The 25,276-nt window shown below is 50.3% G+C and carries 16 protein-coding genes and 2 pseudogenes; 14 read left to right on the top strand and 4 right to left on the bottom strand.

Annotation, left to right across the window (positions count from 1 at the left end):
• The first annotated feature begins 665 nt into the window (after positions 1–665).
• Both P3339_RS19150 and P3339_RS19145 read left to right on the top strand, forming a co-directional pair.
• Complete coding sequence (locus P3339_RS19150) at positions 666–3,371, top strand: TonB-dependent receptor plug domain-containing protein (protein WP_282951591.1); 2,706 nt, start codon at positions 666–668, stop codon at positions 3,369–3,371.
• Positions 3,372–3,643: 272 nt separating this feature from the next.
• Positions 3,644–4,794, top strand: a pseudogene (locus tag P3339_RS19145) (IS30 family transposase).
• 435 nt (positions 4,795–5,229) lie between these two features.
• Here P3339_RS19145 and P3339_RS19140 read toward each other — a convergent pair.
• The 3 genes from P3339_RS19140 to P3339_RS19130 form a co-directional block, all read right to left on the bottom strand.
• Positions 5,230–8,127 carry a TonB-dependent receptor gene (locus P3339_RS19140; RefSeq protein WP_282951590.1) on the bottom strand — a complete coding sequence of 966 codons (2,898 nt, stop codon included), beginning with the start codon at positions 8,125–8,127 and terminating at the stop codon, positions 5,230–5,232.
• 126 nt (positions 8,128–8,253) lie between these two features.
• Complete coding sequence (locus tag P3339_RS19135) at positions 8,254–9,315, bottom strand: FecR family protein (RefSeq protein WP_282951589.1); 1,062 nt, start codon at positions 9,313–9,315, stop codon at positions 8,254–8,256.
• 281 nt (positions 9,316–9,596) lie between these two features.
• Positions 9,597–10,115: an RNA polymerase sigma factor gene (locus P3339_RS19130; protein ID WP_020412022.1), complete on the bottom strand. Its 519-nt coding sequence runs from the start codon at positions 10,113–10,115 to the stop codon at positions 9,597–9,599.
• Positions 10,116–10,350: 235 nt separating this feature from the next.
• Here P3339_RS19130 and dnaX point away from each other — a divergent pair.
• The 10 genes and pseudogenes from dnaX to P3339_RS19080 all read left to right on the top strand — a co-directional run bounded on the left by dnaX (position 10,351) and on the right by P3339_RS19080 (position 19,040).
• A pseudogene (dnaX, locus tag P3339_RS19125) lies at positions 10,351–12,296 on the top strand (DNA polymerase III subunit gamma/tau).
• A gap of 62 nt (positions 12,297–12,358) precedes the next feature.
• Positions 12,359–12,703 (top strand): YbaB/EbfC family nucleoid-associated protein, encoded by a 345-nt coding sequence (locus tag P3339_RS19120; protein ID WP_020412024.1) that lies wholly within the window; start codon positions 12,359–12,361, stop codon positions 12,701–12,703.
• A 30-nt stretch (positions 12,704–12,733) separates the two neighbouring features.
• The gene (recR, locus tag P3339_RS19115) at positions 12,734–13,354 is read left to right on the top strand and encodes a recombination mediator RecR (protein WP_282951588.1); all 621 of its coding nucleotides are present in this window, start codon (positions 12,734–12,736) and stop codon (positions 13,352–13,354) included.
• Positions 13,347–14,474, top strand: coding sequence for a ribonuclease D (rnd, locus tag P3339_RS19110; protein WP_282951587.1), 1,128 nt, complete (start codon positions 13,347–13,349; stop codon positions 14,472–14,474). The genes recR and rnd overlap by 8 nt, the downstream gene beginning before the upstream one ends.
• Entirely contained in the window at positions 14,475–14,762 is a 288-nt protein-coding gene (locus tag P3339_RS19105; protein WP_020412027.1) for a YcgL domain-containing protein, read from the top strand.
• A gap of 7 nt (positions 14,763–14,769) precedes the next feature.
• Entirely contained in the window at positions 14,770–15,219 is a 450-nt protein-coding gene (locus P3339_RS19100) for a YcgN family cysteine cluster protein (RefSeq protein WP_282951586.1), read from the top strand.
• 58 nt (positions 15,220–15,277) lie between these two features.
• The gene (locus tag P3339_RS19095) at positions 15,278–15,685 is read left to right on the top strand and encodes a hypothetical protein (RefSeq protein WP_282951585.1); all 408 of its coding nucleotides are present in this window, start codon (positions 15,278–15,280) and stop codon (positions 15,683–15,685) included.
• Positions 15,686–16,091: 406 nt separating this feature from the next.
• Complete coding sequence (locus P3339_RS19090) at positions 16,092–16,772, top strand: YEATS-associated helix-containing protein (protein WP_020412030.1); 681 nt, start codon at positions 16,092–16,094, stop codon at positions 16,770–16,772.
• A gap of 139 nt (positions 16,773–16,911) precedes the next feature.
• A complete protein-coding gene (locus tag P3339_RS19085) occupies positions 16,912–17,757 on the top strand; it encodes an AAA family ATPase (protein ID WP_020412031.1) in 846 nt (281 codons plus the stop codon).
• 101 nt (positions 17,758–17,858) lie between these two features.
• Positions 17,859–19,040, top strand: coding sequence for a vWA domain-containing protein (locus P3339_RS19080; RefSeq protein WP_020412032.1), 1,182 nt, complete (start codon positions 17,859–17,861; stop codon positions 19,038–19,040).
• A gap of 56 nt (positions 19,041–19,096) precedes the next feature.
• On the opposite strand, the gene P3339_RS19075 is transcribed toward P3339_RS19080, so the two are convergent.
• Positions 19,097–20,590 carry a peptide MFS transporter gene (locus P3339_RS19075; RefSeq protein WP_020412033.1) on the bottom strand — a complete coding sequence of 498 codons (1,494 nt, stop codon included), beginning with the start codon at positions 20,588–20,590 and terminating at the stop codon, positions 19,097–19,099.
• Positions 20,591–20,741: 151 nt separating this feature from the next.
• Here P3339_RS19075 and hrpA point away from each other — a divergent pair, with 151 nt between their 5' ends.
• Positions 20,742–24,656, top strand: coding sequence for an ATP-dependent RNA helicase HrpA (hrpA, locus tag P3339_RS19070; protein ID WP_282951584.1), 3,915 nt, complete (start codon positions 20,742–20,744; stop codon positions 24,654–24,656).
• A gap of 237 nt (positions 24,657–24,893) precedes the next feature.
• Positions 24,894–25,217 (top strand): HvfA family oxazolone/thioamide-modified RiPP metallophore, encoded by a 324-nt coding sequence (locus tag P3339_RS19065; RefSeq protein WP_020412035.1) that lies wholly within the window; start codon positions 24,894–24,896, stop codon positions 25,215–25,217.
• Positions 25,218–25,276 lie beyond the last annotated feature (59 nt).

Here is a 25,276-nt window from a genome sequence, read left to right as displayed (position 1 = left end):
TTTTATCTTTTTGGTTGATGTGTGTTTCCACTAGTGGTTTTTGGGGGTAGAGGTCGGAATGTGATAATAAGCAGGGGGTTTCAGGTTGGTCTGGTGAGTTCTGGGCCTAGGGGGCAGCGTGAGCTGACTGTAATGAGGTTTGTCAGTCATGTGTGGTAAGTGATATAGGTTCATAATGATATAGATCGCTGCCTCCTTGAGAATAATCTCATCAAGAGGACTCTTTAAGTCCTGGCTATACAGTTTCATGTTTTCATTCTAGAGAGATCGATAAGTCCTGAATTGGTAGAGGACCCTTTGCTCTCTCACCCCATTTCCCCACAAGCTCCCCCTAATATGAGTAAACCCGGGGCTAAATCTTGCCAAAATAGCCTTCAATCAGCTTATCTTGGATAGCATTGGGCTTAAGTGTTTTTATACTAATAAAGCCCTATATTTCGCAATATAAAGCTAATTTTAGACTGCTAGATAAGTATGTATATCTGATATCGAACGGTATATGTACTAAATATCTTTTTGTTTTTAATCACAAGCAAGCCAACCTTGAACAAAAAAAGTCACAATAGTTCCATAAATCTCTTCAATGCTTTAAAGTCAGGTACGTTCTTTAAGAATGCTAATAGATAAAAGCAGTTTAAGTACCTTAAGTATAAGAAGGTTCCACTATGATCAAGACCAAACTGAGCGTTGCCATTGCAGCACTGGGCACGATCGCCAGCACTGGCGTATTCGCCCAGGAATCCGTCCCCGGACCAGAGGTTGAAGAAGTAGTTGTTACTGGTTCTCGCATTGCGCGTGACCCACTGTCCACTACTGGCCCAATTACCCTCGTTGACTCAGAAGCCATCCAGCGTTCTGGAGTGGGCACCATCGACGAACTGTTGAACCAACTACCGTCCATGGGTACCACCGGTATCAACGCCAACGATAATAATGGCGGTGCTGGTCTTTCATTCGTGGACCTACGTAACCTGGGTTCAGCGCGTACCCTGGTACTGGTTAATGGTCGCCGCTTTGTGTCTTCAAGCTCAGGCGTGAGTTCTGCTGTAGATATGAACAATATCCCTGTAGACATGATTGACCGGATTGAAGTGCTGACTGATGGTGCCTCTGCGGTATACGGCTCTGACGCTGTGGCTGGAGTTATCAACGTAGTATTGAAAGACTCTTTCGATGGTGTGCGTATAAATGCCCGTGCTGGTGCTACTGAAGCTGGTGGCGGAGAGAATGGCGAGCTGTCTATCACTTTCGGTAAAGAGTTTGATCGCGGACAATTCATCGGCAACGTTACTCATAGTAAGCGCGATGAGATCGCTTACACCGACCGTGACTGGGCTGGCCTACAAAGCTCTATGTCCCCGACTGGCAATATTTTCACCAACTACGGTGCTTTTAGTGTTGGTGAGGATGGTGAAACGCTTGGTGATTACTCCTCCTACGACATTGGCCAGTACATGTGGCTGTCCGGGTCTATGGAACGTACCAGCTTTACAGGAAGCGGCACCTTCTCAATTACTGACTCCATCGAATTCTATGGAGAAGGTTCTTACACCACTAAAACTACCAATCAGCAGCTTGCTGCTCAGCCGATGTACGCAGGCAATGGCCTGAACATCACTGCTGACCATCTTTCAGCAGAAGTCCAGTCTCAGTTGTCCGACGCTTGGCAAGCGGCTGAAGATGCCTACCAAATTGAGCTCGCGGCATATAACGCAGCTGTTGCAGAGTGGGAAGCCCAGGGCAGCCCTGATGACCTGAAGCCTACTGAACCAGAAGCCACTCACGGTGAAAACTGGCAAGACGGCCTCAGTGATGTGCGCTTACGCCCGGTTGCTGGTGGTACTCGCGACTCTGAGCAACAAACTGAAACTTACCGAATTCTCGGCGGCTTGCGTGGTGATTTCTCCAATGGCTGGGGCTGGGATGCGTTCGTGAGCTACGGCAGAAACGAAGGTGATAACACCGTTGGCAACTCCATCAGCAAGACGAAAGTTCAGGAAATTCTTGATGGTGTAAGCGGTATTGCAGAGGAAGATATCCAGTTCCTCGGCGGCATGAGCGGTGAAGTTATCGACTACATCAGCTACACCGATCGTGAAGACAACGAATACGATATGCTTAATGTCGGCGCCAGCTTGACCGGAGACATCGAACCTATTCAGTTCCAAGGTGGAGCTTTAGGTTTTGCTGCGGGCGTTGAGTATCGTAAAGAGTCTGGTGAGTTTAATCCGAGTGAAGAAACTCAACTTGGTGAGACCTTTAGCAACCAACAAGATGCCACTTCTGGCGACTTTGCGGTAACTGAGGTATTTGCAGAATTCAACCTGCCAATCCTGGCTGGTGCCAAGTTTGCTGATGAACTCTCCGTTGACGCTGCTGTACGTTACTCTGACTATGACACCTTTGGCGGTCAGGCAACTTATAAGCTTGGCGCTGTATACGCACCAACAGAAAACCTGCGTTTCCGCACCAGCTTATCCACTGCATTCCGTGCTCCAGGTATCTATGAACTCTATAGTGGTTCTGCTCAGAGCTACGAGTACCTCATCGATCCCTGTGATACCAGCAGCAACAATGAGGATGGGCAGGGTGCAAACTGTGGCATGGTAGGCGCAGGCTTCACCCAAGCAGGCAATCAGGTACCAACCAACATCGGTGGTAACGAAGATCTGCAGCCTGAAGAATCTACAAGCTTCACGGCTGGTATCGTATGGACCCCGGCTTTTGCTGAAGATCTGTCTATCACCCTTGATTACTTCAAAATTGAAGTCGAGGATGCAATCACTTCAGCTGATACACAGCAAATCCTGGATGACTGCTACCGCGATGGCAACGCTACAGCTTGTACGCTGGTACGCCGCAGCGACAGTGGCCAGATCGAGTATCTGGAAGGCTCCCTGATGAACATCGGTGAGATCAACACCAGCGGTATTGATATCGATGTAGTTCAGAACTTCCATTACGATGCGGGTAAATTGGCTCTGCGTGCCCAGGCAACTCACCTGCTTGAGTACGAAGAGTACAACTCTCAGACAGACCAGACCACTGACCGGGTAGACTACATTGGCACTACCAGTGAGGCTTACACCAAGTGGCGCGGCCTTGCCAGTGCAACCTGGTACGCTGACAACTGGGACTTTGGAGCTGACATTCAGTACATTGGTGATGGCCACAGCCCATACATGGACATGCCTTCCCACACTTATCTGAATTTGAAAGCAGGCTGGGATGTAAATGAGTCCATGCGCCTAACCGCTGGTATCGATAATGTGACCGATCGTGAACCGTCTACTACTTCAGGTAGCGATTGGAACGGCACTTACGACTTCCAGGGCCGCTACGCCTGGGCTGGTGTTACCTATCAGTTCTAAGAGCTGTTAAAGCATCATATTAAGGGGGCTATTTTAGCCCCCTTTTTATTGCTTTGATTTTTGTTAATTTCTTAGAAAGATTATCGGTCAAATACTGCGAAGTTCTACATGGTTGTTTAAAGTAACCTAAACCAATATCAATTTATTGGCCTCAGTGACGCTTTTTATTGAGGTTGAGTTTCTTTACTTTATTCTCCTAATCTAAGTACCTGTAGATTCAATTGATCAGTGCAACACCCCTGTAGGAATATGGCCTATCGGGGGATCATTGAATGAAGCGTATATTTACAGCAGAAGAAAAGGAGTGGATTTTCGACGCTTGGAAAAAGGGCATTGGCTTTTGTGAAATTGCCAATGCCATAGATTCTAAGCCAGGAACCATTTTTACTGTTTTGAGAGATACTGGCGGAATTAAACCAATACCCAGAAAGCCATCTCCTCAACACCTCACATTAGCCGAACGCGAGGAAATACGTGCAGATCTTTCTGCAAAACAAAGTATTCGAGCAATCGCTCGCTCCTTGAATCGGAATCCATCCACAATCTCGCGTGAGATTCAGAGAAATCGGGGGCGACGATACTGTAAAGCAGTAGACGCAAACAACCGTGCAAAACGGATGGCAAGGCGTCCCAAGCCGTATTTGCTGGAGCAAAACTCGAGGCTAAAGAAGCTTGTTTTGGAAAAATTAGAGTTGAACTGGTCTCCAGAGCAGATATCGGGTTGGTTACGGAAGACATATCAGGCTGATGAATCAATGCAGATATCAGCAGAGACTATCTATAAAACACTGTACTTCCATGTGCGTTCAGCACTTCATCATAAGCTAGTAAAGCATTTGCGTCGATCTCACAGTCTTCGTCACAGCAAACAACATTCACGTAAAGGCGAGCGCGGTACTATCAACATCGTCAACGGTATATCGATAAGGGAGCGTCCTCAGGAGATACAAGAACGATGTGTTTTAGGTCATTGGGAGGGTGACTTAGTGTCAGGTTCAAACAACACTCATCTCGCCACGCTTGTGGATCGAAAATCGCGCTATACGATCATTCTTAAATTGAAAGGGAAAGATGCGACTTCTGTGAACCAGGTGCTTGTTGCTAGGTCTAAAAACTGCCAAAAGAGCTTTGCCAATCACTGACGTGGGACCGAGGAATGGAGTTGGCGAAGCACGCTGAATTTAAGGAAAATACAGGTGTTCCTGTCTTCTTCTGCGATCCTCAGAGCCCTTGGCAAAGGGGAACTAATGAGAATACCAACAGCTTAATCCGTCAGTACTTTCCAAAAAATACATGCTTGGCGCAGCATACTCAGAGGAAACTCAATCAAGTTGCTAACGAGCTTAATAGCATGCCAAGAAAAACACTGAACTTTGCGACACCAAAGCAGGTTATTAAACAGGGTGTTGCCTTGACAGGTTGAACCTACACCTGCTTTTTTCTTGTCGGTGGTGTGATTGATAGAATATTAGTGCCCAGCCAATTGTTAGAATTGCCTTTAATGATCGACACCTAGGTTTTCCTCGCTTTTTCTTTAAGTTCTATATAAAAGAGGAAGTGCTTATTGTTTTATCTGGTGTAGATTTCACACTTTTTTGGATAAGGGAAAGGTTGTAAGTGTGGGATGTGTACTAGCCTTGAATTGAGTTTAATATACTTGGTCAGGGCTTAAATTTTCGATCCTAATCAGGGCTGTTGAAGTTATTTTAATAGCGTTATAGCAATGGGTTAGGGGGATTCGTATTGTACTGCTATCTAATTCTTCTATTAGGTTGTCGGTTGATGCTTCAGGGGAAAGTGTTCTTCTGGAGGCGTAGTGAATTACATCTTGGTACGTAACTGGGAGGCTGGCTATAAGTCAGAATTTGAATGAAATATTTCCAAATAAAAACCGGCCAGTTAAATCATATGTGCGATAGTCAAAATTATTATCTGTAGCGGTAATAGTAAGAGGAGGAGCGGTGTCGAACAGGTTTCTTATTCCAAATGAAAGTTTATAATTTGATGCGACAGAGAAGGCAAATTGTAAATCGTGTGTAGACCAGCTATTAATTTTTCGATCTACAAATGCATTATCCTCAACATAGGACTCCCTCATTTCTCCTACGAAGTGTACAGTGTATCCGGCTTCCCATTGATTTCCAGTCCAATAAATCCCTGCATTAGCTTTCCAGTCGGGAAGAGATCCCGCTCCACCCTTTGCAGTATTTACAAATAATCCTGCTAAGTCTTCCTCAGGCAAGCTCGGGGCACTTTGGTTTAGGTAGTGCAGCATGTGGCTCAGGTTCAGAGCAAAGCTAACTTGGCCGATACCCTCTGGATTTACCACTTGGCGGAGGGCAATGTCGTAGCCTCTTATATGGCGGCTTCCTTTATTGATACGCGTGGCTAAGATTTTTGTAATTTCACCATTTTCATCCCTAATAACTTTTTGATCAAAGGTTCCCATATAAGCATTTTGCTCGACTAAAAACTGCGGACTAGCACCAATCACTTCTTCTTGTCGTATGTCGTAGAACTCAATAGTTGCGTTAAGACCTTCAAGTTGACTTGGGGTCCAGCTGAGACTGGCGAAGAGGCTTTTTGATGTCTCTGGCTTCAGGTTGGGGTTACCACCAAACTCAGTTAGGTATTGGATTCGAGCGCTGTCTGATTGTTTTAAGCATCCAATTAGTCTGTCTGCATTCTGACCCGTACATGGATCTAAGATAAACTCCTGACTCTGATAACCCTGCTGGTACATATCGGTAAGAGTTGGGGCCCTAAACCCTGTAGTAAAACTGGCTCTCAGTTGCAGGCTCTCTGTAGGGTGCCAGCGAATAGCTAACTTAGGGTTATGAGTACTGCCAAAGTCACTGTAGTCGGAAAGTCTTACTGCGCCATCTAGCCATAGTTTACTTTCTTGTATGGGTATCGAAACTTCTGCGAAAGCTTCTCTGATGGTACGGGACCCTTTAGCTGAGCCAGGTGTATAGCCTCCAATGAATGAAAGCTCCATGCTGTCATTGGAGTTTGAGGTTAAGCCCTCGTGTCGAATTTCAATACCCCCTGCTGCTAGTATTTCCCCTGATTTTATTTGCCCTAGTGCACCATCAGAGACAAAGGTTAGTGACTCCATGCGTGAATGGTTCCGGGTGGAGCTTTGGTCACGGATGAAGTCCAGTTGCTCCTCGTTGATGCTGCCACTTGGACCTAGAAGATTTACAGGGGTACAGCCGTTATTTGTGCTGCAAACATCAGGCCCCTTTAGCCCCAGGGAGAGAGCAAAAGGATCGATTAAGTTACTGATTTTCTCGGTTCTGTCGGTATGGTGAAAGGCTGCGCCAAGTTCCCATTGCCACTCATTGTGTACACCTTTCAGGCCTCCGTTAAAACGCCAGGTTGTTGCATGGTTCTCTTGAATGCGGGGCCCTAGCTCAATGATTCGTTTTCGGACGTCAATGACATCTTGATTGAAAGGGTTGTAGATGTTGTCTGCTGTTATAGTCAATTCACCATTATCAAAGCGGGTGAATACCGGGGTGGGAGCGTTGGTGGCTTCTGCTGAGGTGTGCAGTCCCATTATTTCTGCAAAAAGCTGAGTGTTCTCACTTAAATCGAAGCTGGTGGATATATAGCCGGAGTTATTTTCGACAGGGGTTATTGCAGAAGTGTAGTCATTGTAGTTGTACCTCTCCTCAAGAGACCAATCCTGGTAGCTCCCACTTGGGGCGTTGGTAAGTACCTGATTTCTGCCTAAAGCAATAAAGCCTTCAGGAATTGCAGATGAACGTTTATCTGTACCGCCATCCCCGCGGCTATCCGCTGACTCTGACAGGCTGCGATCGCGGCTCATCACCGATCCCTGTCGATAGTGTGCCAAGCCTATCATCAGGTGACTGCGCTCCCCTTGCCGTCCCCAGGTTAGATGGTGGGATTCAGTCTGGCGGTCATTTTCGTATGCTTGGCCGTAGTAGCTATCGATAGAGAGTCCCTCGAAGTCCTTGCGCAGAATGATATTGATAACCCCGGCAATTGCATCTGATCCATAGATAGCTGATGCGCCGTCTTTTAGGATTTCAACGCGCTCAACCAGAGACAGGGGAATGGTGTTGAGGTCTGTAGCCTCACCGTTAAATCCATCTCCTATGATGCGGCGGCCATTGATTAGGACTAAGGTATTGCTCGCAGGTAGGCCGCGTAATGATACCGTTGCCGTGCCGTTGTCTTCTTGGCTGACTGATGTGCTGGTGGAGTTGCCGGATACTGCCGGTAAGAATTTTAATAAGCCCGCAATTGTTTGCGCCCCTGTAAGCTCAAGTTGCTCTCGGGAAAGTCGGTCGATAGGGGCGTAACTATCAAGCTGGTAATGACGCAGGTGGCTGCCCGTCAGGCTTTGTCCTGTAACAGTGACTTCCTCTGTTGGGAGAATGGTTGTGCCTAAGGGGTCTGGTGACTGCTCTTTGTTAGGTGTTATCGCAAAAGAGCTTGGGCCAATGCGTTGATAGGTGAATGGAAGGTCCCGCAATAACTGCTGTAGTATGGGTTCGAATTGGCCATCATCACTTGTCAAGGTCTGCTCGGGTACCGCATAGCGGGATGCAGATGAGGTTTGCACCAGAACGGAGATCTTACACTGTTGGCCTAATGATATTAGGGCCTGGGGAAGCGACCCTGCTGGTAGTTGGATTTTGGGTTCTGGGCAGGCGGCATCAGCTGTACCAGTATTTGGTAGCAGCAAAGCCAGAGAGAAAAAAGCCCAGTGCTTTAGCTTCAAAGAGGGTGCCCGTGTTTATTGTATTCAGTGCCATAGCTGGCACTGAAGTACTTGTTACTATTTTATTAGTGGGCGGCAAATTGTAATTTGCACAATAAACAACCGCCAAATTAAGACGGTTATAACCTAGTTGTGCTTTGGGGACAAGATAGTCAGGTTAGAGTTACTGCGGTCTTGCTGAAGTTGTAAGGCTGTTGCAATGGCCTCTAGGGTATTATCAGGGTCAGAAACGGCGAAAGTACCAGAAACCAGGCGCCCCTCTACTTGTGGAGTGGCAGCTACAGGTACCGAAAGATAACGATTTAACTCCTCTAGGGCCTCTTTTAGTGGAGTTTTCTCAAAAACGAGAAGGCCACGGGTCCAGTCAGTTACTTCCTCGGGAGAGGTCCTACGGACTTCGCCAAGGCCTCGATCAGTAATGCTGACTTTCTGGTTTTTGGTTAATTTTACCGACTCTGGGGCCAGTCCGGGGCTGGATTCTGCCTCGCTTACTGATACTGTACCTTCAGTGACAGATACCCTGGTGCTCTCCGGGTTGAGCTCTACATTAAACTCCGTCCCAAGTACGCGAATATTGGCGCCGCCGGCTGAGACAGTGAATGGTCGGGAAGTTTGTCGGGCAACTTCAAAGAAGGCTTCGCCGCGAATTAGTTGGGTCTGCCTTTCGTTTCGGCTGTAGTTAATAAGCAGCTTACTGTTGGAGTTTAGTTTTATTTCTGACCCATCAGCTAGGTTTATCGTTCGAATCTCACCAAGTTCGGTGGTATAGACTTCCTGCTTGGGTTTTCCTGTATTAAGCCACTCTAAACCGACCAGGGCAGCGAGAAATACGCCACAGGTAGCTAGCCCACCACTGAGGATCCACTGCGGCATACCCCAACTGCTACGCATTGACTTCTTCGAGGTCCCAAAATTTTGCTTTCTTTCGTGAGTAGAATCAGCTATTTGTGGCGCTGGAGTGCTTTCTGGGAAGAGCTGGTCAACCGGCATATGTGCAAGTGCACCTAGGTCACCCCATAGCTCTGCAATTTCCTCAAAGGCCTGGTGGTTCTCACTCGACCCGGACAGCCAAACTGCAAAATCACGCTTATCAGCTTTACTGACGACATCAGAGCGTAAGCGCGCAACCCAAGCGCAGGCCTGATCCAGGCTTTCTTCGCTTAAGTTTTGTTGTGCGTTGATATTCATGCTTGCTCTGATATTTCGTGTTTCTGGCTACTCAGTGAGACTGTCGTGCCTAAATTTGTGGTGCATCTTACTCAAATTCCGCTGATTTGTGTGATGCATGCGGCTCAAACTTTCCATTTGCGAAATAATCACAATGTACTCGATCACTTTGTCAGCAAAATATTCTGAAAGTGCCCTGATTGGCAGGGTTGTTCAAGCTTTAAGTATCTTCCTTGCATTCTGAGACGGCTGAGCAGATTCCCCCTCAACAAAATTTTGAATTCTTGGGGGATCGCAGAGATTTAGTCGACCTTCTTTCTACAGGCTTTTAGAGCCTGTAGAATATATTTCTCCACACTACTGACCGAAATATTCATTTCTCGTGCAATTTCACTGTAGGAAAGCCCGCGGGCTCTATGTAGCAGGAAGGCCTGGCGACATTTGAGTGGCAGTTTATCCATGGTTTCGTAGATGGACTGAAGCTGTTGACGTGCTGCGAGAACCCTTTCCGGGGATTGATGGTCAGCGTGATCATCGCTGTGGGGCTCCCCATCAAAGGGAACTTGCTGATTGATATATTCCACATGCAGCTTGCCCCGGCGCAGTTGATCGACAGCCAGGTTGTTGGCAATTTGATAGAGGTAAGCGCGGGGGTTGTCCAGTTCCTTTTCGTCGCTGAGTTTTTGCAGGCGCAGGTAGGCGTGTTGTGCGATATCTTCGGCATCATCTGGACTTTTAACAATGCGTGCAACAAACCGTACCAGGGCTTGGCCGTGCTCGGCAAACAGCTTTTCCAGAAGCGTCTTCCTGGCCTTATTCATTACTTATCGTGATCCCCGTACCAAACTCGCTGTAGTTATGGACTGATTGTTCTAAGTGCGAGTTGGCGCACAGTTATAACACAAGCATTGCTTTGGCTACGAGTGGCACGATCGATCTCTTTAGGTTGCTGTTGGTGACCGGCTATGCGTAGGCGCCTATGCCGGTATAATGGCGCCCGCGCAAGTGGCGCACGATGATCGATTTTGCAGAGGTGTGCCGAGCACCGGAGACTGGATGAGCTATCAAGTACTGGCACGTAAGTGGCGCCCACGGCTATTTCGGGAGATGGTAGGGCAGGAGCATGTACTCCAGGCCCTGATCAACGCCCTGGACAACGGCCGCCTGCATCACGCTTACCTATTTGCCGGTACCCGGGGGTGGGTAAGACCACCATAGCTCGAATTCTAGCCAAGTGTTTGAACTGTGAAGAGGGTGTCAGCTCTGAGCCCTGCGGCAAGTGTGATACTTGCATGGAGATTGCTGATGGTCGCTTTGTTGACCTAATTGAAGTGGACGCGGCATCTCGCACCAAGGTAGAGGATACCCGTGAACTGCTGGAGAATGTTCAATATGCTCCGACAAGAGGGCGCTATAAAGTTTACCTGATTGATGAAGTCCATATGCTCTCCAATAGCTCCTTCAACGCCCTGTTGAAAACCTTGGAAGAGCCCCCTCCTCATGTGAAGTTTCTTCTCGCCACAACAGATCCGCAAAAGCTGCCGGTCACTGTGCTATCCCGCTGCCTGCAATTCAAACTAAAGAATATGAGTCCTGAACGGGTGGTTGAGCATTTGCGCTTTGTTTTGGAGCAGGAGCAGGTACCTTTTGAAGAGGGGGCCCTCTGGCACCTTGGGCGCGCTGCGGACGGCAGTATGCGAGATGGCATGAGTCTTACCGATCAGGCGATCGCTTTCGGAGCCGGAAAAATTAGTGAGGCTGAGGTTCGAGGTATGCTCGGTAGTATTGATACCGGGCTGGTGTGGAAGTTACTCCAAGCTCTGGCTGATGAGGATGCCGTAGCGCTGTTTGCGGTGGTTGCAGAGCTGTCCCAACAGGCACCCGACTACGGCGCTGCGTTAGCGGAGATTGCAGATAACCTACATCGCTTGGCAGTCGCCCAGGTTTTACCTCAATCGATGGATAATTCTCTTGGGGATGGGGAGCGGCTGAAGACTCTTGCGGCTCAAATAGCCCCGGAAAATATACAGCTTTATTACCAGATGGCTCTGCATGCCCGCCGCGACTTGCCTCTGGCCCCAGACCCGCGAAGTGGTTTCGAAATGGCGTTGCTGCGTATGTTGGCATTCCGCCCCCAAGGGGTAGCGGATATCCCCAGGAAGGCACTTCCTGTGAATGAGCGGGAAGGGCAGGGCATTCCTGAAAAGGTAGAATTACAATCTAGCTCCCCAATAGTACGGGAGGATGCCGAGGCAAAAAAGTCTGAACTGACCTCGCTACAGCCAGAGGTTGCGGCGGATAAAGTGATACCTGTTTCCGGGGAACAGTTGAAGCCAGTTCAAGCAGACGAACAACCGGTGCTGAAGGTTGCAGGAGAGCCTGCGGAGCCGGACATGCCTGAGTCCGAGATCACTCCGGGCCGTGTGGATGAGGAGCTACCCTCTCCCGAGATTGAAGCAGGAGTGTCATCGCCGAGCCCCCGTGAAAATGTCTTGGCTGAGCTTCGACAGCGTGTAGCGGAAGTGGAGTCGACCCCGGTAGTTCCCGCACAGCCGCAGCAGAGGCCAGCAGTGGTAGCCACCGAGGTGCCAAAAGCGCGCCTTGATGCGCTCACTCCAGGCAGTTGGCCGGCGATGTACCAGCAACTGGGAATCAGCGGGATACTGCATTCTATCGCCCAGCACCTTGAGCTTGTGGGGCGCCGGGACAATATACTGTCCTTTACCTTGGATGAATCCTATAGCAGCCTCTATGACGATGTGCATCAGAGGCGTCTCGGAGATCTGCTTGGAGACTTCTTTCAGCAGCCGGTGGTGGCGCAGATCCAGGTTGGCTCGGTGCAAGGCGGCACACCTGCGCGTTTGGCAGCCGCGACCCGTGAGGCTCGCCTTGTCGCTGCCCGTGAAGCGCTGACTACTGATCCTTTGGTTCAGGAGCTACAGGCCGAGTTAAATGCGCAGTTACTACCAGACTCCGTCGAATCGCTAGTCGAAGCAGATTAATACAATATTGTATGCCCGGTTTTTATTTGGGTGGTTACATGAAACAGGAATAGAGGTTACTTATGAAAGGTTTGGGCGATTTGATGCAGCAGGCCCAGAAAATGCAAGCCGACATGCAAGAAAAGATGCAGAAGCTCCAGCAGGAGTTAAGTGACCTGCGTGTCTGTGGTGAGGCTGGTGCGGGTCTGATTAAAGTCACTATGAATGGCCGTCACGATGTGACATCAGTAGAAATTGATCCTTCGTTGCTTACTGAAGATAAAGAAATGCTTGAAGACTTACTTGCGGCGGCAGTCAATGATGCGGTGCGCAGGGCTGAAGAAAAGGCTCAGGAGCTGCAAAAGCAGCAGGTTGGCGATCTTGCTTCGGGTATTAATCTGCCCGAGGGTTTTAAATTCCCGTTCTGATAGCCGGGCATCCCATCTAATTAGAGTTTTATGTTTAGTCCCCTGATCGAAGAACTGATTCGCGCATTGCGCTGCCTGCCTAGTGTTGGGCCCAAGTCTGCGCAGCGCATGGCGATGTACCTGCTGGAAAAGGATCGCGATGCTGCAGTGCTTTTGGCGCAGAGCCTGTCGCAGGCAGTGGAAAAGGTTGGCCGTTGCAACCAGTGCCGGACACTCACAGAGGAAACTATTTGCGCGCTGTGTAATAACAGTCGTCGCGAGCAAACGTCCCTATGTGTAGTGGAAACCCCCGCAGATGTTTTGGCGATAGAGCAGGCTGGCAATTATCATGGCCGTTACTTTGTACTGCATGGCCATCTCTCCCCAATTGATGGTGTAGGGCCAGCGGACCTGGGAGTAGATTTGCTGGAGCAACGCCTCGCCAGTGAGTCCCTGCAGGAATTAATTGTAGCGACCAACCCGACGGTCGAAGGTGAGGCAACGGCGCAATATATAGCTGAGCGTGCAAGGGCGCATGGTGTAGCGGTAAGCCGCATCGCTCACGGGGTTCCCATTGGAGGAGAACTGGAATATATCGACGGCGGAACTCTGGCTCATGCCTTTAACAGCCGCACATCTTTTTCCCCTCTGTTGAGTGATACCGATGGTTGAGATAGATACCACTCCGCGCTGGGTGGATAGCAGCGAGCAGCTGGCTGCCCTGTGTACCGAGTGGCGCCGGCAGCGCGCGGTAGCACTGGATACTGAGTTCATGCGCAGTCGTACCTTTTACCCTCAGCCAGCCCTGGTGCAGGTAGGGGATGGGAAGTACTGTTACTTGATCGATAATCTAGCTATTGAAGACCTTCAGCCTCTGAGGGATTTACTCCTGGATGCGGCTGTGACCAAGATCATGCATAGCTGCAGCGAGGACCTGGAAACCCTGGAATGCCTGTTGGGAGTCGTTCCTGAGCCGATTTTCGATACCCAGATTGCAGCTGCTATGAGTGGCATGGGGGCGGGCCTGGGATATGCGGCTACTGTTCGCGAGTTATTGAATATTGAATTACCGAAAAGTGAGACCCGCTCTGACTGGCTGCAGCGTCCACTGAGTGAGGCACAACAGAGTTATGCGGCTCTTGATGTCGCTTGGTTGCCAGTGCTTTATGGTGTTTTACTGAAGCGACTAGAGGGATATGGCCGGGAAGGATGGCTTCAAGAGGATTGCGCTGCACTGGTAATTGCTGCGCGTAGTCCACAGGCGCCGGAACTCTATTATAAGAAAGTAAAGGGGGCATGGCGCCTGCGTGGCAAGCAGCTGGCGGCCCTTCAAGACCTCTGTGCCTGGCGTGAGCGCGAGGCACGGGTACTAAACATGCCGCGTAATCATCTGCTCAAAGAAAATATCTGTATGGCCCTGGCCCAGCAGTTACCGCGGCATAAAGGTGCTCTGAGTCAGGCTGGGTTTGAAGGTCGCGCCCTCAGGGAGCATGGGGACAGTCTGTTGCAGGTGATTTCCCAGGCTGTACAGCGGAGCGATATGCCAGCACGCCTACCGCAGCCCCTCAATCGCCAGCAGGGAGAGGTTCTCAAACAATTGCGCCAACATCTCAGCATAATTGCTGAACGCGAGGGCCTGCCAGCTGAAATCCTTATCCGCAAGAAGGAGCTAGAGACTCTGGTGCAGGCCCGCAAGCCGGAGCTACAAGGGCGCATGTGTGGTTGGCGGGCAAAGGTTGTGGGCGAGCCTCTGCTTAATGTATTGCGCCAGCTGCGCAAAGAGGAACTATAAGTGAAAGTTTTATGTGATATATACCGCAGTCCCAAAAAAGAGGAAATGTACCTGTACGTGGATAAACGTGAGGGAACTGCGCGGGTACCTGAAAATCTATTGGAGCTATTTGGCAGCCCTCAGCACCTGACTACCATGTTGTTAACCCCGGAGCGTAAACTGGCGCGCGCAAATGCTGACAAGGTCCTGCAGGATGTGCGTGCGCGAGGTTACTATTTACAAATGCCGCCGGTAGCTGATTCTGAAATGAGTGAAATCGCATTGAAGAACAGTAAGCTGCAACGCTGAGACTGAAATGGCTCAAGTGCCTTTTTGGCGGCGTAAGACCCTTGAACAAATGAATGCTTCCGAGTGGGAGGCGCTTTGTGATGGCTGTGGACGCTGCTGTATACATAGTCTCGAAGATGAGGAGACGGGAGAGGTATATAGTACCAACGTCGCCTGTCGACTGCTCGATACATATTCCTGTCGCTGTAGCCAGTACAGCCGGCGTAAAGTATTGGTGCCTGGCTGTATACAGCTTCAATTAGAGGACGTTCCAGAGTTCGGCTGGTTGCCGAGTACTTGTGCTTACCGCTGCCTGTCAGAAGGGCGCTCTCTACCGGATTGGCATCCACTGATTAGTGGGGACACAGAGTCGGTGCATAAGGCCGGTATTTCAGTTCGTGGCAGAGTCGTAAGTGAGGAGCTGGTGCACCCGGATGATATGGAAGAGCATATCGTTACCTGGGTTGATGTTGATTGAGAGGATGCCTCCAGATGTTCTTGCGGGAGGCGATGAGGATTTAGAGAAGAAAGTAAAAATGTCAGAAGATTTTCAACTTGCCTGGATTGTTTACACGGCGTCGACTCTGGTGCTGTTATTGGCGGGCTGGTGGTTTATGCGCAATTGGCGCTGGAGCTGGTTGCGCCGTACTCTTTTATTAATCTTTGCAGCGGTATTGTTAGTGCCGGTAAAGGTACCTGTTGCTGAATCAGTGGCGATGCCAGTGTTACCTCTCTTTGTTTATCAGATGCTTTTTGAAGAAAATGGCGCAGCGCCGGAGGTCACCGCAAATCTGGTTTTTTCCGCTGGCGGAGCTTTGGCTGTGATGGTTTTTGGGGGATTGTCACCCTGCTGCTGCGCTTTCGGCGCGATCGACGCAGTCGCTTTGATGATGACCCATACTTTAATGAGCAGTAACCGCCAGAGACCAGACTTTTTTAGTTAGCGATCACTTTTAAGGGCTGGTGGACAAATAATTGCCTATTAGCCTTTCTTGCATCTAGCCAGTTAATAGTCGACCCAAATATTTCTTCTGCGAACTACCTTTCCCCATTGGATCAAAGGCGCCGTATCCTCTGCTCCGGAGTTCTCTATCCGGTGACAGCTGCTATATCTATTAGGCTGCCTGCAGGCTTGGCGTGAGGCCATGCTAGTCGGTTCAATTCTCGACGTTGAATAAGGGCGTAGCCATATAGAAAATGCGGCTTGGAATGTCCGTAAGCAATTCGAAAATTCACTATGCTGGCAGCTTGATGGCCGGACTTAAAGAAAAATACTGAAGAAGTGCAATTGGCACATTATTCCGTCCTTGTAAGTTGGCGGAGGCTGCTATTGACGTCTGAGGAATCCTGATGCTCGACCACCTGCTGATTCTTACCGCGGTAATGCTGGTTTCGGGCATTCTTGGCGGGTTGGTGAATTACTATCAGATGCTGTTTACAGAGGAGGATCCGGCCGGTCTTGCACGTTGCCTGATTATGGGCTTGTGCGGTGCCTTGATAGTGCCAATTTTCCTCAAATTCACTCAAAGTGACCTCTTGATTGAGATCCAGGGGGATCCATCGCGCCTGCTGATTTTCACCGGCTATTGTTTACTGGCTGCCATTGCCTCGCGTATGTTCGTTTTTAATGCTGCACGTCGTCAGTTACGGGACGCCAGTATTGCCCGGGCCAGGGTTGAGAACCTTGAGCAGGAGCTGCGTACAATGCAGCTCGAGATGATGCCGTTATTGGAGCATGAAATTGAAGGGGATCTGGAGCAGGGGCCAGTGCTGGATTTTAACCAGATCCGTAAGCTGGATGAGAATGCCCTGCAAGTGCTCAACCTCCTTAATAGTGGTGAGTGTGTATTTCGCTCCCTGTCAGGAATGGTGCAAGACAGCGGTATGGAGACCAATTCTGTCGCCCGCGCCTTAAATAGCCTGTTAGTGTTGGAGATGGTCGGTAAGATTCATAGTCACTTGGGAATCCGCTGGTACATCACCAGTAAGGGAAGACAGGTGGTACATCGCCGTAGTACCCAGATGGCTTGACCCCGGTTGCATAAGCAGTCGCTCAGCCTACTCAAGCTGGTCATCCAATTTGGTCGTTCCCGCCTCGCCTCCTGCCCTGTTGTTCAATTATCATTCGCTAAATCAGATAGATAGCGGCGAATACAGGATTGGAGTAGTCATGAAATTTACCGGTACCGACAGCTATGTAGCTACTGAAGACCTGCAGATGGCGGTAAACGCAGCGGTCACCCTGCAGCGTCCCCTTCTGATCAAAGGCGAGCCGGGCACCGGCAAAACTTTGCTTGCGGAGCAGGTTGCGCAGAGCCTCGGCATGAAGTTGATCCAGTGGCATATTAAGTCCACTACCAAGGCACAGCAGGGTTTGTATGAATATGATGCCGTGTCACGCCTGAGGGATTCCCAATTGGGAGTGGATAAAGTCCATGATATTGGCAATTACATCAAGCGCGGTAAGCTGTGGGAGGCTTTCGCGGCTGAGGAACGTGTAGTACTGCTGATTGATGAAATTGACAAGGCAGATATTGAGTTTCCCAATGACTTGCTGGTAGAGCTGGATCGCATGGAGTTTTTCGTCTATGAAACCGGCGAAACCATCAAAGCCAAGCAGCGTCCCGTCGTAATTATTACCTCCAATAATGAGAAAGAGTTGCCTGATGCTTTCTTGCGCCGGTGTTTTTTCCATTACATCAGCTTCCCCGACCGTGACACCATGCGCAAAATTGTTGACGTGCATTACCCGGATATAAAGGGGCAGATGGTGGCAGAGGCGATGGACATCTTCTTCCAGCTGAGGGAAGTGCCAGGCCTAAAGAAAAAGCCCTCTACTTCGGAGTTGATTGACTGGCTGAAATTGTTGATGGCAGATGATATTCCCGAAGAAGTCTTGAAAAACCGTGATAACAGCAGTGCGATCCCTCCTCTCTACGGAGCCCTGCTGAAAAATGAACAAGATGTTCATATGCTGGAGCGTCTTGCGTTTATGGCGCGTCGAGATAATCGTTAATTGGTGAATCGCTGTGTTTCAGGGAGAGGATATGCTCTTCCTGAAGTTTCATCGGTTGGTTCGATTGCAACCCTATTTTCCTATGCTGACTGCGAATTACTATGCTGATTGGCTTTTTTCTAAATTTACGCCGCTATAAATTACCGGTATCCATTACCGAGCTGCTTTCCTTGCTCGAAGCTTTGCAGCAACGTTTGGTGTTTGCAGACTTGGAGGAATTTTACTTCCTGGCCCGAGTTTGCCTGGTGAAGGATGAGAAGCATTTCGATAAATTCGATCGCGCGTTTGAGTCTTATTTTAAAGACCTGGAAACACTGGATGATATTGTCGAGCAGATGATCCCGGATGACTGGCTCCGTGCAGAGTTCCTGAAACAGCTCACGGAAGAGGAAAAGGCTAAGGTCCAAAGCCTCGGTGGTCTGGAAAAACTGTTGGAGGAATTCAAAAAGCGCCTTGAAGAGCAGAAGAAGCGCCACAGTGGCGGCAACCGCTGGATCGGTACCGGTGGCACCAGTCCTTTTGGTAACAGCGGCTATCACCCGGGAGGAATTCGGGTTGGGGGTAAGGGCCGCAACCGCTCGGCATCCAAAGTGTGGGAGAAGCGTCAGTTTAAGAACCTGGATGACAGTGTCAGCCTGGGTACTCGTAATATCCAGGTCGCCCTGCGCAAGCTGCGAAAATTTGCCCGCACCGGCGCTGCTGAAGAGCTGGACCTGGATAACACAATTTCCTCCACAGCACGCAATGCGGGCCTTTTGGATATCCAGATGGTTCCGGAGCGGCACAACGCGATAAAAGTATTGATCTTTTTTGATGTAGGGGGCTCCATGGACCCCTACGTACGGGTTTGTGAAGAACTGTTTTCAGCCTGCCGCTCCGAATTTAAGCACCTGGAGTATTTTTATTTCCACAACTTTGTCTATGAGCATGTTTGGAGAGACAACCAGCGTCGTTTCAGTGAAAACACTTCATTGCTGGAAGTACTGCGTACTTATGCCAAAGACTATAAAGTTATTTTTGTGGGCGATGCCTCTATGGCGCCCTACGAAATTACCAGCCGCTATGGCAGTGTCGAGCATATGAATGAGGAACCCGGTGCTGCCTGGATGGAGCGAATTACGAATACCTACAGTAACCTGGTCTGGTTAAATCCTGTCGGTGAGGAGTACTGGCAATACACCCCCAGTATTGGAATGACACAGCGTTTGGTCGATGGGCACATGTACCCGATGACTTTGGCGGGGTTGGATAGGGCGATCGCCTATCTGGTAAAAGGGCGCTGATGCTGCAGTAATATCTTTCAAGTCAGGCGGCACTGTCCGAACCGCCTGATCACTTGTTACTTATCATTGCCGCTAAAGTGTTTTGGGGGCACACCGTCGTGATCGGCGGTGATACTTAATTCCTCTTTAGTGGTTTCTCCTACTGTGGCGTGCACCTCCTCCGCGCCATGCATCCAATCCACCAGTTTCTCGCGAATGAGATACAGGATAATTCCTGCAACAATGGCAACCAGGGCTACGCCCCCAAAAGTAGCGAGAGGGCCGGACACTCCCACCAACTTGCCAATTTCCGCCGCTCCTTTGTTAGCAATACCAATAAAGGCAAACCAAAGCCCCATCATTAAGGATAAATAGCGTAGAGGGGATAATTTGGTGACTACTGAAAGCCCGATAGGTGATAGGCACAGTTCACCGATAGTGTGAAAAATATAGGCAAACACCAGCCACCATATACTTGCTTTTATGGTTGTAGAGTCTCCGATTTGTAATGCTGCTCCACACATTGAAATAAAGCCGATACCAAGAAATACCAGCCCTAGGCTGAACTTGGCTGGCGAGCTGGGTTCCTTATCTCCCATTCCTATCCAGATGCTGGCCATAATCGGCGCGAGGATAATGATAAATATGGGATTCACCATCTGTAGCCAACTGGCTGGAATCTCCCATCCCAAGATATTTAGGTCGGTGCGATATTTGGCAAACAAGTTCATTGAGCCGGCAGCCTGCTCAAAACCGGCCCAGAAAATCACTATAAAAACACCAAGTACCAATATGACCTTTATACGGTCTCGCTCTTCGTGAGTCAGGGGACGATGCTTTTCGGCCTCTTCATGTTTCCGGTTTTTGAGTTCCAGGTGTGCAGAGGGCTCTACGCCGATTTCTCCCAGATAGCGCTTGGCCTGGGTCATTTGCAGCAGCAGGCCCAACAACATGCCGACTCCTGCAACGACGAAGGCCAACTGGTAGTCCACCTTCTCTCCAACCCAGCCCACAACTAAATAACCGAGGATTGAGCCCAGGTTTATGCCCATATAGAAAATGGTAAATGCCGTATCGCGACGGTGATCTCCCTCTTCGTAGAGGTCTCCGACCATGGTGGAAATATTTGGTTTGAAGAAACCATTGCCGATAATCAGCAGGGCCAGTCCCAGCCACAGCATATAGATCTCACTGCCATTGGGCAGCCAGGCGTGGGGGAAGCCAAGGGAGAATTGTCCCAGCATCATCAGGGTGCCGCCGAACATAATGCAGCGGCGTTGTCCCCAGCGGTTGTCCGCCATCCAGCCGCCGATAATTGGAGTCAGGTAGACCAGCATTGCGTACCATCCCAGGTAGCTGAGGGCTTTGGATTGTAATTCGGTCTCGGTGAGCTGCTCCCAGCCGAATACTGCAGCGGTGGCTGTGGAGGTCAGGTAGAAAACAAAAATACCGCGCATACCGTAGTAGCTGAGGCGTTCCCACATTTCTGTACCAAACAGCAGAAACAGGCCTTTGGGATGGCCAAACAGCTGCCCGGCGCTGGAGGGAGGCTTGGGCTTGATCTCTTGCATAGTACCGCTCGCAAGGTGTGACCCTGAGGCGCAATGGTGCTTCTAAAATTGACCTCTATCTGCTCCAGTATAGATGAGCGCCACAGTAAGGTTTGATAGCCCTATCGTATCCAGGGGTTATAATCCCGCGTTTGCCATTGCTGTACGAATTATGAGTCACACCGAAGCAGAAAAAGTTGTGGGAGCGCTGCAAACCCGTATCCCGGCCTGTATGGGTAGGGATCGTTTTGACTTGCGCAGAACCCTGAAGAACGTGCGCCGGCGCCAGAAAGAGGGCAAACCGGTCGATCGAATGCTGGCCCAGCTGGAACAACAGTTACAAGCGTCTGAAGCCCTGGTGGAAGAGCGTCGGCGAAAGCTACCGGACGTGCAGTGGCCGGAAGCACTGCCCGTGGTAGCGCGGCGTGATGAAATCGCCGGGTTGATCGAAAAGCACCAGGTTGTAGTTATTGCCGGTGAAACCGGTTCTGGTAAAACCACCCAGTTACCGAAAATCTGCCTGTCTCTGGGGCGGGGGATTTACGGCCAGATTGGCCACACCCAGCCGCGCAGGATTGCCGCTCGCACTGTGGCCAATCGAATCGCCGAGGAATTGCAGCAGCCCTTGGGGGAATCAGTCGGTTACCAGGTGCGTTTTACCGATCACAGTACTGAACATACCCATGTCAAACTAATGACAGACGGCATTCTGCTGGCAGAAATTCAGCGTGACCCACTGTTAAATAAATATGACACGCTGATTATCGATGAAGCCCATGAGCGCAGTCTCAATATTGATTTTCTGCTGGGCTATTTGAAAACTATCCTGCCCAGGCGTCCAGACCTGAAACTGATCATTACCTCGGCCACTATCGACCTGGAGAAATTCTCCCGACATTTTGATGATGCGCCCATTATCGAGGTATCTGGCCGGACCTATCCGGTGGACATTCATTACCGCCCGGCTGTGGACAGTGATGCGGATCTCAATGAACAGGTCGTAACTGCGGTAGGGGAGTTACTGCACGAGGAAAAATCCAGCAGCCGGCGCGGCGGGGATATACTGGTATTTATGAGTGGCGAGCGGGAAATCCGTGAATGTGCCAAGGCCCTGCGGGATGCGCAGATTGCCCAGCTGGAAGTATTGCCCCTTTATGCGCGTTTGAGTCTGGCGGAGCAGGCCAAAGTCTTTCACGGCCATAAAGGCCGCCGTATTGTACTCGCCACCAATGTGGCGGAGACCTCTATTACGGTGCCGGGAATTCGCTATGTGATCGACCCGGGTACTGCACGCGTCAGTCGCTACAGCTATCGCAGTAAAATTCAGCGACTGCCTATAGAGCCGGTTTCCCAGGCCAGTGCCAACCAGCGTGCCGGCCGCTGTGGCCGCGTCAGTGCCGGTGTCTGTGTACGCTTATATGAAGAGCGGGATTTTGCGCAGCGTCCGGAATTTACCGATGCGGAAATTCTGCGTACCAACCTGGCTGCAGTAATCCTGCAAATGTTGCAGTTGCGTATTGGTGATATCCGCGAGTTTCCTTTTGTTGATCCGCCCGATCCGCGCCTGATTAATGATGGTTACAAGCTATTACAGGAACTGCAGGCCGTCGATGGTCAGGGCAGGGTCACTAAACTGGGGCGAGCCCTTTCACGATTGCCGCTGGACCCACGACTGAGCCGAATGTTGCTGGCCGGGGCAGATAATGGTAGTGCGCGTGAATTATTAGTTATTGTCGCCGCTCTGGCCGTACAGGATCCGCGCGAACGCCCGGTGGAAAAGCGTCAGGCAGCGGATGAAAAACATCGCCAGTGGCAGCATGAGCAGTCAGATTTCCTGTCCTTTGTACAGCTTTGGGATACTTTCGAAATCCAGCGTCAGGAGCTGAGTCAAAATCAGTTGCGAAAATGGTGCCAGAAAAATTTCCTGTCCTGGTTGCGTATGCGTGAGTGGAGAGATATCCACCACCAACTGCGGGTGGCTTGCCGCGATCTTGAAGTAAAAGAAAACAAAGAGCCAGCGGAGTATGAAGCGGTACACCGGGCTATAGTCGCAGGTCTTCTCGGTAATATTGGCGCTCGCGATGAGAACAAGGAATTTATTGGCTGTCGCAATCGCCGCTTCCATATTTTCCCTGGATCTGGCCAGTTCAAGAAGCCTCCCCGCTGGGTTGTTGCCGCCCAGTTATTGGAAACCAGCCGTTTATTCGCCCATACGGTTGCAAAAATAGAGCCCGATTGGGTATTGGCTGCATCCCAGCACCTGGTTAAGCGAAATTATTTCGAGCCTCATTTTGATGCCCGTTCGGGTCAGGTGATGGCCTTTGAGAAGGTTTCCCTGTACGGCCTGGTGCTGGTGGAGAAACGCCGGATTCCCTACGGTAAGCTTGATCCGAAAACCGCGCGGGAAGTCTTTATTCGCCAGGCTTTAGTGGAGCAGCGTTATCGAGGTAAAGGCCGTTTTTATACACACTACACCGACCTGCTGAAATCTCTGGAAGAGCTGGAGGCTAAATCCCGCAGGCGGGATATTCTGGTAGATGATGAAGTGATTTATCGCTTTTTCGATGAGCGTATACCTGCCGATATCGTTAACCTGGCTGGGTTTGAGCACTGGCGCAAGAAAGTGGAATCCACTGATCCGCAGTTGCTCTTTATTCCCCGTGAATTGTTGATGCAGCAGAGTGCGGATCACGTCGGCGAAGCCCAATTCCCCGATGAATTGCAATCGGGCGGTATTGTTTATCCGCTCAGCTATCATTTCGAGCCGGGCAGTGTGGATGACGGTGTCAGCATTCAGGTACCGGTTGCGGCTTTGCACCAGGTGCCCGCTGCTCGACTTTCCTGGCTGGTGCCTGGAATCCTACGGGATAAATGTATTGCCCTGGTCAAAGCCTTACCTAAACAGTGGCGTAAATATTTTGTCCCCGTACCAGCAGCAGTGGATAAAGCCCTGCCGCGATTGCGCCCGGATAATGTCCCCTTATGGCAGTCACTAGCACTGGAGTTACAGCGCCAGACGGCGCAGCAGTTGCCTGATAGCGCCTGGGAATCCGCTGAGCAATCCCTGGAAGATTATTATCGCTTCAATATCCAAGTGGTGGATGAGGCAGGTAAATTGCTCGACCAGGACCGAGATCTCTCGCTGCTACAGGCGCGCTACCGCGATCGGGTGCAGCAGGGGCTTGCGAGTGCAGGAGACAGCTTTGAGCGGGAGGGGATTACCAGCTGGGACTTTGGAGAGCTTCCAGAAACCCACACCCTTAACCAGGGCGGCCTCAAGGTGCGGGCATACCCGGCTCTGATAGAGGAAAAAGACAGTGTTTCTCTGAAACTCCTGGATAACCCGGATGACGCGCGCCGGCTGAGTCGTGCAGGTATTTCCCGCCTGGCACTGTTGCACTTGCCGGAGAAGGTTAAATACCTGCGCAAGGAGCTGCTTCGTGGCAAGGAGCTGGGGTTATCTGCCGCGGACTTGGGGCGGCGTGAAGAGGTTGCAGACGATATCCTGTTGGCTGCCGTGCGAGAGGTATTTTGGCCTAAGGGCAATTGGCCGCGTACCGAAGCTGAATTTCTGTCCGCGCTGGAAAATGATAGTGACCTGGTGGGGGTGGCCCAGGAAATTGGGAACCTGCTGGTCAAAGCTTTAGCCCTACTTGTGCCCCTGCGCAAACAGATCAAACAGCAGAAAAACCTGGCAGTTGCAATGGCGGTGGGAGATATTCAGCAGCAATTGTCTGGGCTCTTTTATCGCGGTTTTCTGTTCGATACCCCTCTGGAATGGTTGCGTCAGTATGGCCGTTATCTTAAGGCGATCGCTATGCGACTGGAAAAAGCCGTCCTCGACCCGAATCGTGATCGCAAATTACAGGTTGAGTACCACAAGGCCGCGGAGCCTTATGCCGATCTGGCTGAAAAATATTCAAGCAGGGAGTTGGCTGCGGAAGCCTTGCTAGTGGATTACCGCTGGATGCTTGAAGAGTTCCGCGTTTCTTTATTTGCCCAGACCCTGAAAACCCTGATGCCAGTATCTTCCAAGCGCTTGCATAAGGCGTGGGTGGAGGCTGATGGGAAGGGGCTGGTAGGTTGATTGCCACTATTGGTATGAGATCACAAAAAAACTGATTTCTTTATGTAATATTCTGGCGACCGGTTCGACAAACCTTATGTGAGTAGGCTATAGGTTCAAAGTGGCGTGAGATTCTCACCCTAAGCTGGCTAGCCTCAACAAATGACGGTTTTCCATCCCGCGTCATTATACTGGCGCGGGAGAAAAGAAAGTCTTTGGTACTTTTTATTACTCAGGGTATTAATTAGGAGATCCCTTATGAACAAGAAGCATCTTTCCCCCGTAGCGGCCGCAGTTGGTGCAGCGTTTATTGCCTCTGCTGCGATGAATGTGTCTGCAACCACTGGCGAAGCTAATCCGTTTGCTGCGGCAGAGCTGACTTCTGGCTACAACCTGGCACTGGCTGACCATGGCGATAAGGAAAAAGAAGGCAAGTGTGGCCACGACAAGAAAAAAGAAGGTAAGTGCGGCGAAGGTAAGTGCGGCGAAGGCAAGAAGAAAGAAGGCAAGTGCGGCGAAGGTAAATGCGGCGAAGGCAAGAAGAAAGAGGGTAAGTGCGGCGAAGGTAAGTGTGGCGGATAATTTAAAGCCATACTCGATCGGGGCGGTATTGCGTTAACTGACGCGCCGCCCCTTGTTCT

The sequence above is a fragment of the Microbulbifer sp. MLAF003 genome (genome assembly GCF_030012965.1).
Taxonomy (GTDB): domain Bacteria; phylum Pseudomonadota; class Gammaproteobacteria; order Pseudomonadales; family Cellvibrionaceae; genus Microbulbifer; species Microbulbifer variabilis.
The sequence above is the reverse complement of the archived record's forward strand: the minus strand, read 5'-3'. Positions and strand labels throughout refer to the sequence as shown.